Annotated in this window: 14 protein-coding genes; 2 read left to right on the top strand and 12 right to left on the bottom strand. The window is 42.5% G+C overall.

The window, feature by feature from the left end; all coding sequences use genetic code 11:
* Positions 1 to 3: 3 nt before the first annotated feature.
* Both WAE59_RS18925 and WAE59_RS18930 read right to left on the bottom strand, forming a co-directional pair.
* Positions 4 to 402: a response regulator gene (locus tag WAE59_RS18925; RefSeq protein WP_337857544.1), complete on the bottom strand. Its 399-nt coding sequence runs from the start codon at positions 400 to 402 to the stop codon at positions 4 to 6.
* Between the two features lie 64 nt (positions 403 to 466).
* Positions 467 to 1,957: an alpha-amylase gene (locus tag WAE59_RS18930; RefSeq protein WP_337857545.1), complete on the bottom strand. Its 1,491-nt coding sequence runs from the start codon at positions 1,955 to 1,957 to the stop codon at positions 467 to 469.
* 149 nt (positions 1,958 to 2,106) lie between these two features.
* On the opposite strand from WAE59_RS18930, the gene WAE59_RS18935 reads away from it, so the two are divergent.
* On the top strand, positions 2,107 to 3,945 hold the full coding sequence (locus tag WAE59_RS18935) for a sensor histidine kinase (protein ID WP_337857546.1): 1,839 nt from the start codon (positions 2,107 to 2,109) through the stop codon (positions 3,943 to 3,945).
* 3 nt (positions 3,946 to 3,948) lie between these two features.
* Positions 3,949 to 4,344 carry a response regulator gene (locus WAE59_RS18940; RefSeq protein WP_337857547.1) on the top strand — a complete coding sequence of 132 codons (396 nt, stop codon included), beginning with the start codon at positions 3,949 to 3,951 and terminating at the stop codon, positions 4,342 to 4,344.
* Between the two features lie 15 nt (positions 4,345 to 4,359).
* Here WAE59_RS18940 and WAE59_RS18945 read toward each other — a convergent pair whose 3' ends face one another.
* The 10 genes from WAE59_RS18945 to WAE59_RS18990 all read right to left on the bottom strand — a co-directional run bounded on the left by WAE59_RS18945 (position 4,360) and on the right by WAE59_RS18990 (position 17,338).
* Positions 4,360 to 5,193 (bottom strand): PAS domain-containing protein, encoded by an 834-nt coding sequence (locus WAE59_RS18945; RefSeq protein ID WP_337857548.1) that lies wholly within the window; start codon positions 5,191 to 5,193, stop codon positions 4,360 to 4,362.
* Positions 5,194 to 5,230: 37 nt separating this feature from the next.
* Entirely contained in the window at positions 5,231 to 6,379 is a 1,149-nt protein-coding gene (locus WAE59_RS18950; protein ID WP_337857549.1) for a dienelactone hydrolase family protein, read from the bottom strand.
* Between the two features lie 68 nt (positions 6,380 to 6,447).
* On the bottom strand, positions 6,448 to 6,891 hold the full coding sequence (locus WAE59_RS18955; protein WP_337857550.1) for a hypothetical protein: 444 nt from the start codon (positions 6,889 to 6,891) through the stop codon (positions 6,448 to 6,450).
* A 225-nt stretch (positions 6,892 to 7,116) separates the two neighbouring features.
* Positions 7,117 to 9,060, bottom strand: a complete 1,944-nt coding sequence (locus tag WAE59_RS18960) for an OmpA family protein (protein WP_337857551.1) — start codon at positions 9,058 to 9,060, stop codon at positions 7,117 to 7,119.
* 10 nt (positions 9,061 to 9,070) lie between these two features.
* Positions 9,071 to 10,066: a PorP/SprF family type IX secretion system membrane protein gene (locus WAE59_RS18965; RefSeq protein ID WP_337857552.1), complete on the bottom strand. Its 996-nt coding sequence runs from the start codon at positions 10,064 to 10,066 to the stop codon at positions 9,071 to 9,073.
* On the bottom strand, positions 10,063 to 11,535 hold the full coding sequence (locus tag WAE59_RS18970) for a gliding motility-associated C-terminal domain-containing protein (RefSeq protein WP_337857553.1): 1,473 nt from the start codon (positions 11,533 to 11,535) through the stop codon (positions 10,063 to 10,065). The genes WAE59_RS18965 and WAE59_RS18970 overlap by 4 nt, the downstream gene beginning before the upstream one ends.
* Before the next feature lie 202 nt (positions 11,536 to 11,737).
* The gene (locus WAE59_RS18975; RefSeq protein ID WP_337857554.1) at positions 11,738 to 13,366 is read right to left on the bottom strand and encodes a hypothetical protein; all 1,629 of its coding nucleotides are present in this window, start codon (positions 13,364 to 13,366) and stop codon (positions 11,738 to 11,740) included.
* A gap of 19 nt (positions 13,367 to 13,385) precedes the next feature.
* Entirely contained in the window at positions 13,386 to 14,105 is a 720-nt protein-coding gene (locus tag WAE59_RS18980; protein ID WP_337857555.1) for a hypothetical protein, read from the bottom strand.
* A gap of 184 nt (positions 14,106 to 14,289) precedes the next feature.
* Positions 14,290 to 15,771 carry an undecaprenyl-phosphate glucose phosphotransferase gene (locus WAE59_RS18985; RefSeq protein ID WP_337857556.1) on the bottom strand — a complete coding sequence of 494 codons (1,482 nt, stop codon included), beginning with the start codon at positions 15,769 to 15,771 and terminating at the stop codon, positions 14,290 to 14,292.
* A 175-nt stretch (positions 15,772 to 15,946) separates the two neighbouring features.
* Positions 15,947 to 17,338 carry an undecaprenyl-phosphate glucose phosphotransferase gene (locus WAE59_RS18990; RefSeq protein ID WP_337857557.1) on the bottom strand — a complete coding sequence of 464 codons (1,392 nt, stop codon included), beginning with the start codon at positions 17,336 to 17,338 and terminating at the stop codon, positions 15,947 to 15,949.
* Positions 17,339 to 17,419: the final 81 nt, after the last annotated feature.

Genomic DNA, 17,419 nt, shown 5'->3' on the forward strand with positions numbered 1-17,419 from the left:
TGATCAGTGGATGGAAATTTTATGTCCCCGCAGTGCTTTTTCGATCAGCCTAACCAGTTCTTCCAATTCAAAAGGTTTCGAAAGAAAGGAATCACCGCCATAGTCTGCTACTGCAACCTGCTCACTGGAAAGCCCTGAGGAAATAATTACAGGAATGGACTGCAGTTGCTCGTTTTGTTTAATCTGACGACAAAGTTCACCGCCATTACTCTGTGGTAACAGATAATCCATAAGTACCACATTGGGCTGTACCTCCTTCACAAGTTTCACAATATCTTCCACTTCAGCCACTGTAATCACTTCATAGCCTACATCATTGAATACATCTTTAATGAGACTGGTGAGGTCCAAGTCATCCTCCACCACTAAAATTTTTGCTTTTTGCTGTATATTTGGTTTCATATTTTGTATAAAGGATTTAGGATTGATGCTTAAACAAAACAGGCAAAAGGAAGTTTTAGTTTTATCATTCAGCAAGTGGCACCCATACAGAGACTGAGCCACCTGAAACCTTGAAATTCCCCCAACCTTCCTCATTGATCTGTACCTGTTCCTGCACATGGCCCAATTTGTCGACAAAAAAACGTCCGGAAAATTGCTTACCCACTTCCATATTTTTTTCTCTTTCTGCAGTATTACTCAGCAACACCGCGATTCCGGAACCCGGATGTTCATCATCCCCTTCCCTAGTCCAGCCAATACAATTTGGGTCGTCAAAATAGTCCCGCTGCAAACCGTAAGCAGCATGTCTTCTCAATTCCAGTAAAGATTCGATGGATTCCAATTTCTCAAGGGTTACCTCATGTTCCAAACCGTCCTCCCCGCTATCGATGTAGCTGGCGCCATACAGGTCCGTGTAAAAGACACAGGGATAGCCGCTTTCGCGCAACAGGATCAGTGCATAGGCAAGCGGCCTGAACCAAGCCTCTACGGTTTGTTCCAGAGACTGTAAGGGTTGTGTATCATGGTTTTCTACCAGGGTCACTGCAAGTTCAGGACGCAGTTGTACCAATGTATTGTCGAATACTGTACGGAGGTCATAACCCTCTCCCTGTTTGGAGGCATTAAAAAAATTGGCTTGAAGTGGCGCGTCGAACAGAGACATCCTCCCTTCAGTGACCTCTATATATTTGAGCAAAGCCGCAAGATCCCCGGGAGCCCAATATTCTGCCACGGTATAAAATTCCTGTTTAAATTCCCCCCTCATATAATCCAGCCATTCGTTAAAGAACAAGGGATCCATGTGTTTTACGGCATCCAGCCGGAAGCCATTGAAGCCGGCAGTCTCATAAAACCATTTCCCCCAGCGCTTCAGTTCTTCCCGGACAAACGGATTCCGGCAATCGATATCGGAAAGCATCAGATAATCATAATTGCCATTTTCTTCATCCAGTACATCCTGCCAGCCTTCCCCATATTGGTTTTGAATACTAAAAATCGCCGTTTCTTCAGTTTTGGCATCAAAATCGACACCGGAAAAGCACTGGAAATCCCAGACAAATTCCGAGTGTTTTCCATTCCGTCCCGGGAAAGTAAATTTGGTATAAGCCTCTATCTCATAGGGCTCACTGATGAACTCATTTCTGTTTTCGGGATTTACCTTCCTGGCGAGTACTGTTTCTTTTTCCTCGGCTCCGCCCATGTGGTTCAGAACAATGTCCACATAAACCTGCAAACCTGCATCCCGTCCGGCTTTCACTGCATCAAGAAACTCCTGTTTCGTTCCATATTTGGTGGCAACCGTCCCCCGCTGATCAAATTCACCAAGATCGTAGATGTCGTAAACATCATAGCCTGTGGAGGCGGTCCCCTCCATCCCTTTATGGGCCGGAGGCAGCCACACCGAATCTATACCAATTTGTTTCAGCCTTTTTGCTTCGGCTTTAAAATGATTCCATAAACTTCCATCTGCAGGATAATACCATTCGAAGAACTGCAGCATCGTAAAATTTTCCAAGGTGTAGGGTTTTAGTGATCCGTATGAACAACATAACCGCAATTCAGCAGAGATGTTTTCCCTGACTTAAATAATCTTCATAAAAGATAGCTGAAACCAGGAATAAGCTTCGTATTTTGTTTGACATTTCAAAGCACCGGTAATTATACATGCAAAACAGACTTGAACTTTACCAAAAAGCTGTTCCTTTAGCCAAACTAGGAATTTGGGAGAGAAATTTGGTGACAGGAGACATCTATTGGAATAAAGTGATGAAGGAAATTTATGAGGTGTCTGATGACTTCCGCCCTGACCTGGACAAGTCGCTCTCATTTTATGTGGATGCAGAACGGATGGCAACAACTATGGACCGTGCCATCGAAACTGGCAAAGAAGAAAGCAGTAAATTCCGGATATTTACGGCTAAGGCAAAATTGAAATGGGTAAAAGTCAGGATCCAGGCCAACTTCGAGAATGGAATTTGTAATTCCCTGTTCGGTACCCTGGAAGACGTTACAGAAAAAGAAAACATGCAGAGCATACTGGAAGAACGCGAAAAGCGCTTTTTCCAAGCATTTGATCATGCTCCGATTGGAATGGCCCTGCTTTCTCTCAAAGGTGAATGGCTCAAAGTGAACAGCACATTATGCTTTTTGCTCGGTTATGAGGAACCTGAATTTTCACAATTCAATATTCAGGAATTGGCCCATACCGAAGACCTGGATCATGTGGTCGCGGCTATGGAAAAACTGCTCGCATCGGAAAGCAGCTCTTTTAATTTGGAATTGCGCTTGTTTCACAAAAACGGAACTTCAGTCTGGGTGATGCTCAGCCAGTCGCTTGTTCGCGGACAATACCAGGACGCCCGGTACTTCATCGCTCATATCAAGGACATTTCAGAAAGCCGGAAACATACGGAAATCCTGCTCAGAGAGCGGCTTAGGCTAGACAATATCATCAAAGCAACCGGTGTAGGAACCTGGGAATGGGATCTGAAGACAGATCAATTGCTGTCTAATCATCGAACTGCTAAATTATTGGGCTATGACCCCCATGAACTGAAAATAGACTACATGCGCGACTGGCAGTTGCTCATCCATCCTGATGACAGAGAAAACAACCTACTGATGTTGCAGGACTGCTTCCAGCGAAAGACAAAGTTTTACTGTTGTGAATGCAGGATGCAGCACAAAGACAGGGAATACATCTGGATGGAGATCAGAGGAAAAGTAATTGAATGGTCTGAAACGGGCGAACCGATGTTTATGCTAGGCACCTGCGCAAATATCCATGAACGAAAAAGCATGGTCGAGCGACAGAACAAAGCCATCCGGATCATTAGTGAGCAGAACCGCAGACTATTGGATTTTGCGCACATTGTTTCACATAACTTACGTTCTCATGCCGGCAATATCCAGATGCTGGTGGAAGTGATGGCCAACGAAAGCGACCCCAATGAACACCGCGAACTAATGGATATGCTCGGGATCAATGTGACTAACCTGCAACAAACCTTGTCGCACCTCAATGAAGCAGTAAAAGTACAAGACCGTGGAAAGACCAACAGCAAAAAGCTTAACTTGCTGAGTGAGATCCACAAAACACTGCACACCCTATCGGAATCGATTAAAAGATCCGCTGCCGTCATCCAGATTTTAGTGGATGAAAACACAAATATTACCTTCGATCCTGCATATTTGGAGAGTATTTTGTTAAATTTGCTGAGCAACTGCATCAAGTATCGTCATCCCGAACGACAGCTTAAAATTGATATCATTGCCCGGGGTGAAAATCCAACTGTATTGAAAGTGACCGACAATGGAATTGGCATAGACCTCAAAATGCATGGTCACAAGCTGTTCGGTATGTACAAGACCTTTCATGGAAATGCAGACGCGAGAGGTATAGGTTTGTTCCTGGTAAAAAACCAGGTAGAGGCTATGGAGGGAAATATAAAGGCGCAAAGTAAAGTTGGTGCAGGAACAACATTTACGTTAGAATTGAATTAGAAAATGAAGAAGCCGAACACTGTCTATGTTATTGATGATGATAAAATATATACCTACCTACTCTCCCGGCAAATAAAATCCGTAGATTTTTGCGACAACACGCTTATTTTCAATAATGGACAAGAAGCCATAAACCATCTAAGTCCTCTCCAGGACTCCCATGATGAACTTCCTGATGTAATTCTCCTGGACCTCAATATGCCTGTAATGGACGGATGGCAGTTCCTAGATGTTTTTGATACTTTCAAACTGGCAAAAAAGATAAAAGTCTATATCGTGAGTTCTTCTATCGATGAAGCGGACCATCAAAAGGCAGCAGGCTATGATATCTGCAACTTTTATGTAAAACCCATATCCAAAGAAAACCTTGCTGAAATCAAGAGAGATATTCTTTCCTGAACAAGTTTGCTGAGATCATGCTTCGGTCTGCTCATTGATCCGTTTTAATGCCTCATCCAATTCGGTTGAGGAGCTGGAGAGCATCTCGATCAACGATTGAAGCTCTGGGAATTGTCCGGCACTTTCATTAATTAGCGCAACCAGTCCAATGATGTTGGACAATGGCCGCCTGACCTCATGTGAGTTGATCCAGGCGATTTCCCTAAGTTGTTTATTTTGATTGAGCAATTGTTCCTCATATTTTCGCTGCTGATCTACGTCTTGCATGGCTCCGATCATACGAATGGGCTCCCCTTGTTCATTGAAAACAACGTGCCCACGGTCACGCACGTATTTCAATGTACCATTAGCACATATATACCGATATTCTATCAACCACGCTGGATGTCGTTCAGCAATCGTGCTTCTTAAGGTTTGCTGCACCTTTGGTCTATCTTCCTGGAAAACCTGGCTCATCGCCCAAAAATCGTCTGGATAATCTTCTCTACTATAACCATAGGTCTCCTCGAAACCAGGCATCCAGTTTAGCTTATTGGACTGAAGGTCGTAATCCCAGATGACATCATAAGTTGCCTTATTGACAAACTCATAGAGATAAATGAGTTCATCCAGTTTATTTTTATCCTCCAGTATCTTTTGGATATATCTGGACCGCTGGTTCCAAAGACGCTTCAGGTAAAACCGAACTGACAGGAGAATGAGTAAGAGGAAACCAATTATAAGTAACAATGTGCCTTCCGGGGAAATTACATGAAGAAACCCATAAGCCAAAATACTGAGCATGAGCAACACTCCTATAGTAAACAGGAAGATCATCTGATTAGAGATGGATTGTTTAGGGCTTAGCATTACCTAATTTACAAAAAACACTTGAAATCCCATGCTTTCAAAGAGAAGATACTTTTTCAGCAATCAGACTTAAGCCCGCAGAGAAAACAAGATCCCTGTCCATTCGCGAAGCGGTTGCTTTAATGATTGCTACATTTCGTTTAATTTTCGAATTAAAAAGCACCTTGCCTTTGTACACCACCCTTATTTTTCTATCCAGATCCATCATGTGATCATTTAAGTAGATATACAGCACAGGATGTTGATTTTCTTGAATGCTGATGGTATTTCCGGAGAACGAAGCCCTGACCTCTGCATGGGCAATGCGTCCTTCATCAGGCAATCCTAGCCAGTAGAATCGTGAACGCAGGCGATCGTCCTGATGCCAGGAGACCTGTTTTGGCAATGGATTTCTGATAAAAGATGCCATCCATGGCATAGCTATCGTATCCTTTCTGCCCATCCAATGCGGCATGCCGGGATAAATGTGCAGATCGTGAATGTAATGACCGGGAGCGTCAGCCTGAAGACTATCCAGTTTCCTGCCCCATACCGCAGCCAGTTGATTTCTATTATAAGCCGCGTCGGCTCCTCCCATGTAAATGGCAAAGGGAAGATTTTTCAGACTCAGGGCACTGGCATCACCCGGATGCCCCGCCATCATCGCAGCAGCAGCCCAATGATCGGCCATGCGCGGAGCCAGTTGGAAGGTGCCGTCACCACCAGCAGAATATCCCATAATATATACTTTATTGGGGTTCACACCTTCCATGATGATGGCGTCCTTTATCAATTGCTCCATCAGGTCGTCAATGTGGTCTTCATGCCATAGGTTCCAGGTATTTGTAGGTGCTCTGGGCGCTACATATACTCCTTCTTTGGGCGTATACAACTTGATCTGGTTACTCCATTGCTGATCATTCATTGCTGCCGGGCCATTTCCTCCACCATGCATAGAAATATAAAGACTTCTCCCTTCGGGGGGCATACTGCCACTAATCTTGTACATAAATTTCATGGTTTTGTCCTGAATAGTAATTTCCTTTTTCTCCCAGTCGGCAGCTGCCCTGGTATGCTGCAATTCTTTTTGCCTGGCAATTTCAGCCTCGGCCAACTTTTCAGCCCCAGCTTTGGTTAATCCGGATTGTGCATTCAAGGACCAGCTATTACTCATCAGCAATGTAAAAAGGAGGATAAATCTGTTCATGTATCAGCTATTTATAAGAATGGCGAGTATACATTTTATTTCAATACCAAGCAACATCCCATACCTAACTACTTTGAAGAGCCACCAACTGCGTGAAGCAAAGCTTCTACCTGATGTTTTTTCAGTATAAAACAAGCGCGGTCTTCATCAGCAGTCACATGCTTAAATTCTACGAAAGTCGCTTCTTTAAAACAATTGCAACTTAACAAAGTGCCATCATCCAGTTCAAATTCGATGTGTTCAATTACTTTTATTGGCAAGCCTTCGGGATCCAATTCACAAATTTCTGACCGCCTCATACTGCCTTCTGCGTATTCTGCTAACGTGTTTAAGGTGTACTTTGAAAAATGAAAGTTTAAGGAAGCAAATCCAAAAAACCTTTTCAGGGTGGTTATACTTACCGTTTTGCGAACTGCATGGTAAATGTCTTCGGACAGATGTTTACAATCGGCCGGATTAAGATGCGTTATACCTGCCCTTTTCAGGACATTGGTTTTTAACCTGTCATACATAGGGGATGCGTCTATTGTACAATTGATTATACTACTAAGATAACATTTTTTTTGAAATGCAGGTTCACAATTAAAGATCTGGACTGAAATCAAGATGTTGGTAGTCTGGATGCAAACCTAGATGAAAACGGAATGTGCGACAAACTCGAGAGCATTCTCAAATAAACAATAGCAAATCAGTGGTCAAGCCTGTCAAATAAAATTGACAGGCTTTTTGCATTGTACCTACTCAATACCGACCACTTTAAATTCAGTACGTCTGTTTAACCTGCGTCCTTCCTTGTTATCTCCACCTACGGCTAAACTATTTGGTGCTATTGGCCTCGATTCCCCATATCCTTTGGCAGTGATCCGACCCGGCGATATTCCTTTCAAAATAATATAATCTACGCAAGACTGAGCTCGCTGCTGGGAAAGTCTGTTGTTGTACCAATCAGGACCAATAGAATCGGTATGTGCGCTAAGTTCTATTCTGATCTTCGGATTGCTGGTCAATAATCCAACAAGCTCATCTAGAACGATTAGCGACTGCGGTTTTAAGATCGCTTTATTAAAATCATACAGAATGTTTTCTATCACTATAGGCTTATCTATTTCAAACATTTGCAGACAGAGTACATGATTTAAAGTATCCTTATCCAGCTTTGCCTGGGCAGGCAAACTGACCTGCCGCGCAAAATAATCCTTCTTTTCAAAACGCAGCTCATAAGCCTTTTTCCGTTCGATTTTGAAGTTATAATGCCCTCGTTCGTCTGTGAAATAAACTGTTGTGTTGTTTAATGCGCCTTCTCGAACTGAGACTTTTACCCCTGCCAAAGCTAAACCAGTCGCACAGTCATTGACGGTCCCGGCAAATAAAGTAAATTCCCGTTCTGTAGGTTGTGCTTTTACCTTGAATAAATTCAAACAGCATTCGGAATCCCTGTCGGAACTCAAAAAAGCTGTATAGGGTTCACCTTCACAATAATAGAGGTCATCCTTGGTCGAATTGTAAGGAGCACCCAGATTCCTCGGTTTTGTCCAGGATGCATTTTCCTCTGCATAGCTCTCATACAAATCGAAATTACCCATCCCTACAAAGCCTTTGGAACTGAAAACCAGCTTTCGCGTATGCGTATTAAAATATGGACAGCCTTCATCATCGGGGGTATTGATCACATTACCCAGGTTTTGTGCATTGACGGGCATGCCCTGAGCATCCAGTTCACTTCTCCAAATGTCATTTCCTCCTATCCCACCTCTTCTGTCGGATACAAAATATAAATGCCGCCCATCTGGCGTCACAAATGGTTGCATGGCATTATAGCCTCCTGAATTTACATAGCTGTTTAGTTTCTTAGGAATAGACCAGTGTCCCCCCTCGTACTTACTGAAGTAAACACTTGCAGCATTCTTTCCTTCATTTTTCACCCAGCCTGTGAGATACATCCTTAATCCACTGGAATCTAATGAGGGGGTACCAAAATGCATCGCTGATTTCAAGTCTGAATTGAAATCAATCGCTGTCTTTTTGGACAGACTATTCCTGTCACTAACAAAGATCTGATTTAGCTGACCATTGCCAAATATTTCGGAAGTTGCTGTAAACCAGTATTTTTCGCCGCTAATACTGAGAGAAAAATCGTTTTCCTCCGTACTGAAGCTACTTTCGAGTTTCACAATATCTGCAGATGGCTTCCGCTGATATTGCTCTGACGCAAATAAGGCATTTTTTAATTCCTTGGTTGCCAAAGCGTGATCGTCCTCATTGCCTATACTCGCTTCGCTGAATAAACTCAATTCCGCAACCGCCGCCTCCAGCTGATTATTACTGCGCAAACATATACCATACCAAAAGCGGACGTAACGAAAACTGGACTCATCGCTTTCCAATACCTCTTTGTACCACCCCTCTGCCTGTTGGTAATTGTTTGATAAGCGATAAGATTCAGCCAGCCGGTAGCTATCATAGGTGCGCTTACTCAAATCCCTCCGTTGCTTGATCGAAAAATAGGGTATCTTTTCCTCCAGAGCGGATTGTCCTTCTCCCATTAGTTTACCATAATAGTAAGCTGAAGTAGCATAATCTTTTTTATCAAAAGCCTGGTCTGCGCGTTTCCTCCAAGAACTATTTTGGGCATTTACATCCCTCACTAAAAAAATGAAGAGTATAAGTAGGTATTTTTTCATGAGCGGTGATTTAGAGCCTCGGACATTTTTCTTTTTTAGCAAATAAAGCGGGTTTGAATATATAGCTGATTGAGAACTCATATCCAGCCCCGGCACCGCCACTCCGTAACGGAGAGGTAGTATAATCATAGCTCAGTCCGACAACCAGATCCTTAATATATAAACCTACATTTGCTACAGCAGCATCATTTAAACGGTACATTCCCCCTATCATTAAACTATAATCTGCTTTTAGGTTAAGTTCAAAATTCAATCCGGCAGCCTGTACTTTGCTTTCGCGTTGTTTGATGTAGATGACATGCGGAGTAATATCGAGGAAATCCGCCGCATAGAGCCTGATCCCTCCATGGAGCGTATAACGTCTCGGAATCGTACTGTTGAGCTGCTGGTTCCCAAATGAATCTTCTCCAGAACTTAAGTGCGCAACGCTGAATCCAGCAAAAAGATTCGCTCTGGCATCAGGAGTTCCATCATAATAGAATATGCCAGAACTCGCATCAAAAACAGAAGCTGAGCTTTCTGTAAAATTATCAGCACTGACAATAGAAGGATCAAACCCTGTAGCTGGATTGTATTGATCGTCCATTTGTAGTCGGGATGCATCAAAACTACGGTTGATCAAACCTGCCTGTACACCCATACTCAACTTATGATAGCTGTCCGAAGAGAGGGACAACTTATAAGCGAAAGAGGCCTGGGCGCTAAGGTAGTTGTATCCTGCAGTGCCTACCTTTTGACTCAGCACGTTGAGGCCCAGCGCTACCTTATCTGAATGACGGAAATCGCCTGAAATTGCAACAGATTTAAATCCGTTGCCAATGCCCGTCCACTGGTCACGAAAATTTCCGGTTATCCTGGCATCAGCATCAATTACTCCTGTAAGTCCGGGATTAAGCCATAGCGGATAAGCATAGTATTGTGAAAAATGCGGGTCCATCTGTGCCTTCGCCACCTGCGCCATCAAGCATAAGACCGCGATTTTGATATATAACGATAGTACTTTCATCTGATTAAAGTGATTGTTCCTTTTCTTTTCAATTCTTCTCCGTTGTTCATCACAGCTTTTAAATAATAGACATATCCACCGACGGGAACCATTTTTCCTTTATAAGTGCCGTCCCAGCCCAGAGCTGGGTCGGCACTATAAAAGATTTGCTCGCCCCATTGGTTATAGATGTAAAAGCGGAGGGCCCTTATGGTCTCACCCCGCACGTAAATTATATCATTTTTCCCATCCTGATTAGGACTGAAAGCATTGGGTACATAAATGCCATCAAACTCCTTCAAAGTCATTGAAACAAAATCTTTTATTTCATCTTGTTCCTGACAGCTCAATTGACCCATCGCCTTCACCAATATCCTTACCTCCGCAGCAGCTTTAAGTCCGCTAATGGAATGGCTCAGTCCATTTGCACCGGAACTCGGAGCGGAATAGGTTCTTCCTGCATCGGTACTCACCATATAACCTCTCGCACCTGGAACAGCATCCCAGGAGAAAGTAATACCATCTCGGCCGATGCTTTCTGCACGAACCACAACTGCTGCCAGCTTTGGAAGTACTTCGAAACCTACAACATTACTTAGCGAAACGTCGCAGGAGCCGGATTTACTTAGCCTGCGGAAATGGGTGCTTACCAAAAGAACCGGTGGATCATAATCCTTCGCTGTTGCTCCCGGAATATCACTAAAGTTAACCCCATCTGTAGAGTGCTGCCAAGTGTAAGCATAACCTCCGTTACCTCCCGAGGGCAGACTTCCTGAAATCACTGACGGATCAGTGTCCTTACATATTTGACTGAGTAAAGCACCCGAAATCGAATTATTACTCAAAACCGGATAAACAGTAAGCTGTATGATGTTACTAAACGTCGCCAAACCACAGCCTCCGGTCATGGCCACACGCTGTAAATATACAGACTCCTGTTGCGGCCCAGGAGCGTAATCTTTGGAGTTGGCCCCCAAAATATTGCTAAAGCTTATTCCGTCACTGGATACCCTCCACTGATACAAAATTACGGCATTTCCAGCTAAGGCTACGCTCCCTGTTATCGTCCCCGGATTTCCGGAACCACAAAAATTGCTATTTACTGGTTCATTGATGGAATTATTTTGTATGGCCACAATCGGCTGTACAGTAACCAGATAATAAGAATCATAGACCGAAACACCTAGCACCGTTGTTTTTCGCCTAAGGGTAAAAACAACATCGCTTTCTCCCATATTCAAGAGTGACGCTGCCAGATAGTCCTGTTCTGTATATGTACCAGACGCAGGATGCCAGGAACCACTATAATAGAGTTCCCAAAGGTATGTGCTGGTTAATGCCGTCGGTTGGTCCCCCTTGATGATGATGCTTGCACCAGAACAAATGGTTACCGGACGGGGAACAGGATCAGCAATGGAAGCAGGTTTCGCTGAGAAACAAATAAAAAGCAACCCAAGAAAGGTTACTAAGAGGCGCAATTTTTTGTTCATTTTTGCTTTAGTCTACATTATGCTCCAAAAAAAATGTGGAGAAAAGATTGTATTCTATAATCTCTGGAATACAGACACAAACTTCTATAGAAAAACGAAAATAAAGCTGCCGTATCGATTAACAAAACTGCCATTATGAGCCACTGTTAACAAAAAAAAGGCGTCCGATTTGGACGCCTTTTGTATTATGATAAGTTTTTGATTAGAAACCTTTACAAGCTTCAATTAATAATGATTTATTGAATGCAGGACTCTTATCTCCTAAGAAGTCATTTTCACCTACCACAGTTGACATATCTGCGCTAGTAATCGTACGACCTTTAACTTCTTTAATCTGGTTATTCCATGTTGCACGGAAATCATAACTAGCACCAATGGTTAACAATGTTGTCCTCAATACACCCTGAGAAGTTGTACCCAACAATGTATAAGCAGATGCTGGTGCACCAGCTGGCTTATAGAACAAATCAAAGTTCGGAACTATGATGAACCCTTTGTTAGGACATTTCACGTTCAGGATCAATGAGATACTTTGAACATTAGAACCTGGATTATCTACCGTTACGTTGATGTTACCACCAGCACAAGGATCAGTGATGTTACCAGATGCCAATACTTTACCTGCATTGTTGATTAATTTGAACTTCACAGCGAATGAAGGAAGACCAGTTAATACTTCAACTTTACCATTAGAAACAATCGTCGGACCTGTAGCCAATAATTTATCAGAGGTATCGTAAATCTCTAACGTCATAGGCTCGGTAGCGCCATTAGTCATCCAAGGGGCTGAGAAAGTCAATGAAGGATCAAGGCAGCTTGCTGGTTTAACCACAACATCTCCAACAATGAACACAGTTAAGTGATTGGTACTAAATGTTACCGTTAATTTACCGTTTACCAATGCAACAGTACCTTCACCTTCATAAGTAAATTGTCCAACTTCAGTACGATAAGCATAAATACCTAATTTATCTCCAACTGCTAATGGAAGACCAGTTGCTTGTGGTCTAAAATCAGGATCTAAACCGATTGAAATGCTGATTGGGTTGGTAAAGTTTTTCACTTCAACACCGCCTACAAACATTTGGATATCAGTAAAACCAGCAGGCAGGAAGAAAGCCTCACCAGTCTGACCATTTGGCAATACTACATTTGAAGAACTCAATGAACCAGCGGGGAACAATTCAACCGACAGTGGGTCAGATGGATCAAAGTTAATTGCTTGGGCTGTAACTGCAGAACCTACAATTACATTACCTGCAGCATCCTTGAACTGAGTACCAGTAGGAACAGTGATTGAGGTAGATTGTTCAACATCTCCATTTACTGGAGTAACAATACTAATTGGAGCTGTAGTTGCTCCAGTTGGAGAAAGTGCAGCCTCTACGATTTTCACAACACTAGCTTCTGTCGGCAATACCGTCTTCAGCATAGTTACTTCAATTACCTGGCTGAATTGATTTTCAGCGATAGTCATCTCGATATTTTTGTCTTCGTAGCCAGGTGCAGTAATCTTGACATTAAAAGCTAAAGTCTTAGACGCAGTAGGAATGTCTTTAGGCGTTACTCCTAAAGTGATCACACCGGCAGGAGCATAGATTTTTTTAGTACCTGAAAAATCATAGATACTTGCAGCATCCTGACCTGCGGCCTCAACTGTAATGTTAGCAGGCAGAGTTTCTCCTGCCGCACCTTTAAGGATTAGCGTAGCTTTATATTTGATCACATCTGCGTCAAACAATACGTTCATTTCATACGCCGGGTTCCTGCAGCTATTTAGCAGTACTGTGGCAAACAGCATGAAAGTGAATAATGATAATAATTTCTTCATGATAAGTGTTATTTAAATGTTAAAGTCCAAAGTTAAAGTTAACCTGCAGCACAGGCAGGAAGCGGTAGTATGACATGTTTTTCTTTAATTGCGCTTCGTTGCTGGTGTTTGCACTCAGGAACTTTGTACCCACCAATGTTGCGTCTGGTGCTCCCATATAGTAAGTACCAACGGCAAAACCCAAATTGAACTTGTTGCGTGGAAATACGTTTTCAAATCCAAAACCCAGGTAAGGCGCTACTTTATGCCATTCAACATTACCAGTCAATTGACCAAGGTCTTCACTTGGAATCAGGATATCTCCATATTTGTAAGTTCCACGGTAAGAAACTACTACGTTACCTTCACGTTTCCAGAAATAACCAGCACCTGCGGTTACAACAACTTTAGGAGACAGACCTTTTTCTTTCAAAAATGGATGCCAGTCAAATAATAAATGTGCATTAGCGAAATCAACGTCAAAATCTACATCTGTAGGCTCCTGACGAATACTATATACAGATTGGCCACTGATTGGCAACACACTCGCACCAACACGTACACCAAATACCGGGGTAGGAGCATATTTAATATCAAGACCTACTCCCTGAGTAGATACATGAGCGCTAAGGATTACTTTGCTGCGAGCGGCGCTATCAACTGGAGCCTTAGTGGAAGTTGTGGCCACTTCCTGGGCATTCATCCGCGTAACAACCAGCATCAGCATACTTACGCATAAAATAGTAAGTTTTTTTTTCATAAGTTAATTTAAATAGAGGGTATATGTTTGTATTGTATTATTATTTCCATGTTTTGCTCAAAAATCACTTCGACTTATTGTATCAAATACACTAGCTAAATATGCCGCTAATGTAATCATTATCATCGTATTAGAGGGTAGAAATTTTCAAATAATTTATTTTTAGTCTCATTGTTCATAATAGTTAATATGCATTCTTATGCCCTAACAAAACTTGCCATACAGTTAAAAAAGTAATCTTTAAATCCAACCACATGGACCAGTTTTCGAGATACCAGATATCCGCCTCCACCCGCTTCTCCATCGCGCCATCTTCATTAGTTTCTCCACGGTGCCCACTTACCTGCGCCCAACCCGTAATTCCCGGTAGTACAAAATGTCTGACCATAAATTGGTCAATCAACTCAGAGTAATCATTCGTATGCTGTAGCATATGCGGACGCGGCCCCACTACCGACATATCGCCCATCAGTACATTAAAGAATTGAGGAAGCTCGTCGATGCTGGTTTTACGCATAAAAGCACCCAGGCGCGTAATCCGCTTGTCATTCTTCGTTGCCTGCATAGAATCTGAATCTGCATTTACCGTCATACTTCTGAATTTCAGACACCAGAACGGCGCGTTATCTTTCCCGGAACGTTGCTGCCTAAAAAAAACAGGGCCTTTCGATTCCAATTTGATCCATATCGCCAGGATCGGCAATAGCCAGCTCATCACAAAAACAATGGCAAATAACGAAAATACAATATCAAAAAGACGCTTAAAAACTTTGTTGGATATACTCTCCAGCGGCTCTGCCCGCGGACTGATGACCGGAAAATGCCCGAGCATCTTAACATTTACATTCTTTTTGAAATAATCTTTCACATCAGGCACAAGTTTAAATCGGATCATCTCCCGATCTGCTTCCCGCATCAATGTATTGATCTTATTTAACGCCCTGTCCGGCAAAGCACAAAATACCTCCTTAATGTTGTTCATCTTAACATACTCGATACAATCCGCTACAGAACCCAATATATTGACTTCAGCTACCCGCAGATCCGGCTTATCGTCAAAAAAACCGACCACTTGGTAGCCCATTGAAGATTTACTCTCCATAATCCTGGCCAGCTCTGTTCCAATCGGACCTGCCCCCACAATCACAATTCGGGTATATTCAATCAGATTTGCCCTGTGTGTCCTGCGCAACAATAGAAATGCAATCTTCCCGGCAAATAACATCGGTGCAAATAGGCAAAGCGTATACAAGGCCAGGTGATTGGAAACCTTAAACTCCGGTACCAGATAAATTAAAAGGCTAATAGATATGGCAAAAAGGCTGAAGGCGAAAATAGATTGCTTAACAGTCGGAATGGCATCTTTCGCGAAGATGTCCTGATACAATTGGGCAATCTGAGCAGCATAAATCCATATAAAATTGATCAAAAGAATGTGAATGGAATTGATGTGATGGAAGTCTATACTTTCCAAAGGCCACTTGGTCAAGAGATAGGCAATATAACCTGCCAGATTGACCAGGGCTAAGTCAGCCAATATACTAATGATTCTGTAATACGTCCCATATTTTTCTGTCATGGAGCTGGTCATGTGGTTTTTCGCAGCTACCTTGCCTTCGTGGCGGGCAATTTCCTTAGTAACATTCCAAAGATAATCCAGAGGCATAACAATAAATTTATATTTGATTCGTTTTTCAGACAACCATAGTTAATCCGCGACAAAAGTGATAAAAAAAGCTGAAAAAAAACTATCTGAGCGGTTATATTTCTAAAATTGTTTCTTAGAACACAACAACTTAACTCAAAAACGGGGATTGCCTGCGAAAAAACACAGGCAAAAATCAGTAGGCGTTGTCTTCGCCCTTCATCACATTGATCACGGTCATAAATATGATTTTCACATCCAGCATCCCTGTCCAGTTTTCCAGGTACCAGATGTCGTGCCTGACTCTTTTTTCCATCGCCCCATCCTCCTTCGTTTCTCCTCTAAATCCATTTACCTGGGCCCATCCGGTAATACCTGGCTTCATAAAGTGACGCACCATAAACTGGCTGATGATGGCTTTATATTCCTCCGTATGACTGAGCATATGAGGCCTTGGCCCCACCACACTCATGCTTCCAAAAAACACATTAAAAAATTGTGGTAACTCATCAAGGCTCGACTTCCTCAAAAACTTACCAATCGCAGTGATGCGGTCATCATCTTTAGTCGCCTGTTTCTTATCACTGTCTTTATTCATCTTCATACTCCTGAATTTCAGACACCAGAATGGCTCATCATTCCGGCCACTACGCAGTTGCTTGAACAATACCGGACCAGGACTTTGTAATTTGATCAGTATCGCAATAATCGGATAAAGCCAACTCATGATAAACAATATGACCAAACCGCTAAATACAATATCAAATAACCGTTTCTTGAAACGGTTACCCATTTTCTCTAAAGGTTCGTAACGCAAAGTGATCACTGGAAATTCCCCTCCCATATAGCTTATTGTATAAGGGGTAGAAAGTGATCCCGCAATATCGGGTATGAACTTCAAGCGAAGGCACTGTTTATCAGCTTCCGCTACCAGGGTATGGATCTTAGACATCCGTTCCGGCGGAACAGAAACGTAAAGATCTTTCACACCGTTTGCCGCCGCGAGTTTCATGTCATCTACTGCAACATCAGACAATAAGCCAGTATTGTAATTAAAACCATTGTCATTACTCCCAATAAAACCATAGAAACTGACATTGTATTGCTTCTTCAGATATTCAGCCAAACGGTAACCGGTATCATTTAATCCCATTACTGCTACTTTCTTGGTCGCATTGAACCTGTTTATAAGCGTATATTGTAATGCTGTACCAATAAACCTGTTGAGCGCAAAAAAGATAGCCAGGAGCACGTAAAATATCACTAAAAAAGTCCTGGAAAATTCTACATCCTTTTCAAACAGCAGATAAATGGAGAAAAGGAAAAAATGACTAAGCACACTCCTGAAAGTACCCCTGTAAATCCGCTCCAGTTTACGCGAGCCATATTCCGAGTACAGACCAAAAAGGAGAGCGTTGAACATCCAGATCAGGTTGCATACCACAACATAGTGCTGAATGAGTTCATAAGGAACGTATTTTCCGAAATAAATGGTGGCATGATAGGCTAAAAAATAGATCGCATTGAGCATGATCACATCAGTAACCGGTAAAATGTAGCGCAGAAGGTAGAGGTATCGTGTTTGCATAGAACGTACTAAAACATTTTAAAATCCAACCGTCCGTTCATCGATATTTGGCATGCACGAATTTAGACATTTTTTTCGTCA

This window comes from Pedobacter sp. GR22-6 (assembly GCF_037402555.1).
In the GTDB taxonomy this organism is placed as follows: domain Bacteria; phylum Bacteroidota; class Bacteroidia; order Sphingobacteriales; family Sphingobacteriaceae; genus Pedobacter.

Bases quoted from the DNA above. Each gene is read 5' to 3' on its own strand.
- WAE59_RS18925 (WP_337857544.1), bottom strand. From the start codon at position 402: ATGAAACCAAATATACAGCAAAAAGCAAAAATTTTAGTGGTGGAGGAT.
- WAE59_RS18935 (WP_337857546.1), top strand. From the start codon at position 2,107: ATGCAAAACAGACTTGAACTTTACCAAAAAGCTGTTCCTTTAGCCAAA.
- WAE59_RS18940 (WP_337857547.1), top strand. From the start codon at position 3,949: ATGAAGAAGCCGAACACTGTCTATGTTATTGATGATGATAAAATATAT.
- WAE59_RS18945 (WP_337857548.1), bottom strand. From the start codon at position 5,193: ATGCTAAGCCCTAAACAATCCATCTCTAATCAGATGATCTTCCTGTTT.
- WAE59_RS18950 (WP_337857549.1), bottom strand. From the start codon at position 6,379: ATGAACAGATTTATCCTCCTTTTTACATTGCTGATGAGTAATAGCTGG.
- WAE59_RS18955 (WP_337857550.1), bottom strand. From the start codon at position 6,891: ATGTATGACAGGTTAAAAACCAATGTCCTGAAAAGGGCAGGTATAACG.
- WAE59_RS18960 (WP_337857551.1), bottom strand. From the start codon at position 9,060: ATGAAAAAATACCTACTTATACTCTTCATTTTTTTAGTGAGGGATGTA.
- WAE59_RS18965 (WP_337857552.1), bottom strand. From the start codon at position 10,066: ATGAAAGTACTATCGTTATATATCAAAATCGCGGTCTTATGCTTGATG.
- WAE59_RS18970 (WP_337857553.1), bottom strand. From the start codon at position 11,535: ATGAACAAAAAATTGCGCCTCTTAGTAACCTTTCTTGGGTTGCTTTTT.
- WAE59_RS18975 (WP_337857554.1), bottom strand. From the start codon at position 13,366: ATGAAGAAATTATTATCATTATTCACTTTCATGCTGTTTGCCACAGTA.
- WAE59_RS18980 (WP_337857555.1), bottom strand. From the start codon at position 14,105: ATGAAAAAAAAACTTACTATTTTATGCGTAAGTATGCTGATGCTGGTT.
- WAE59_RS18985 (WP_337857556.1), bottom strand. From the start codon at position 15,771: ATGCCTCTGGATTATCTTTGGAATGTTACTAAGGAAATTGCCCGCCAC.
- WAE59_RS18990 (WP_337857557.1), bottom strand. From the start codon at position 17,338: ATGCAAACACGATACCTCTACCTTCTGCGCTACATTTTACCGGTTACT.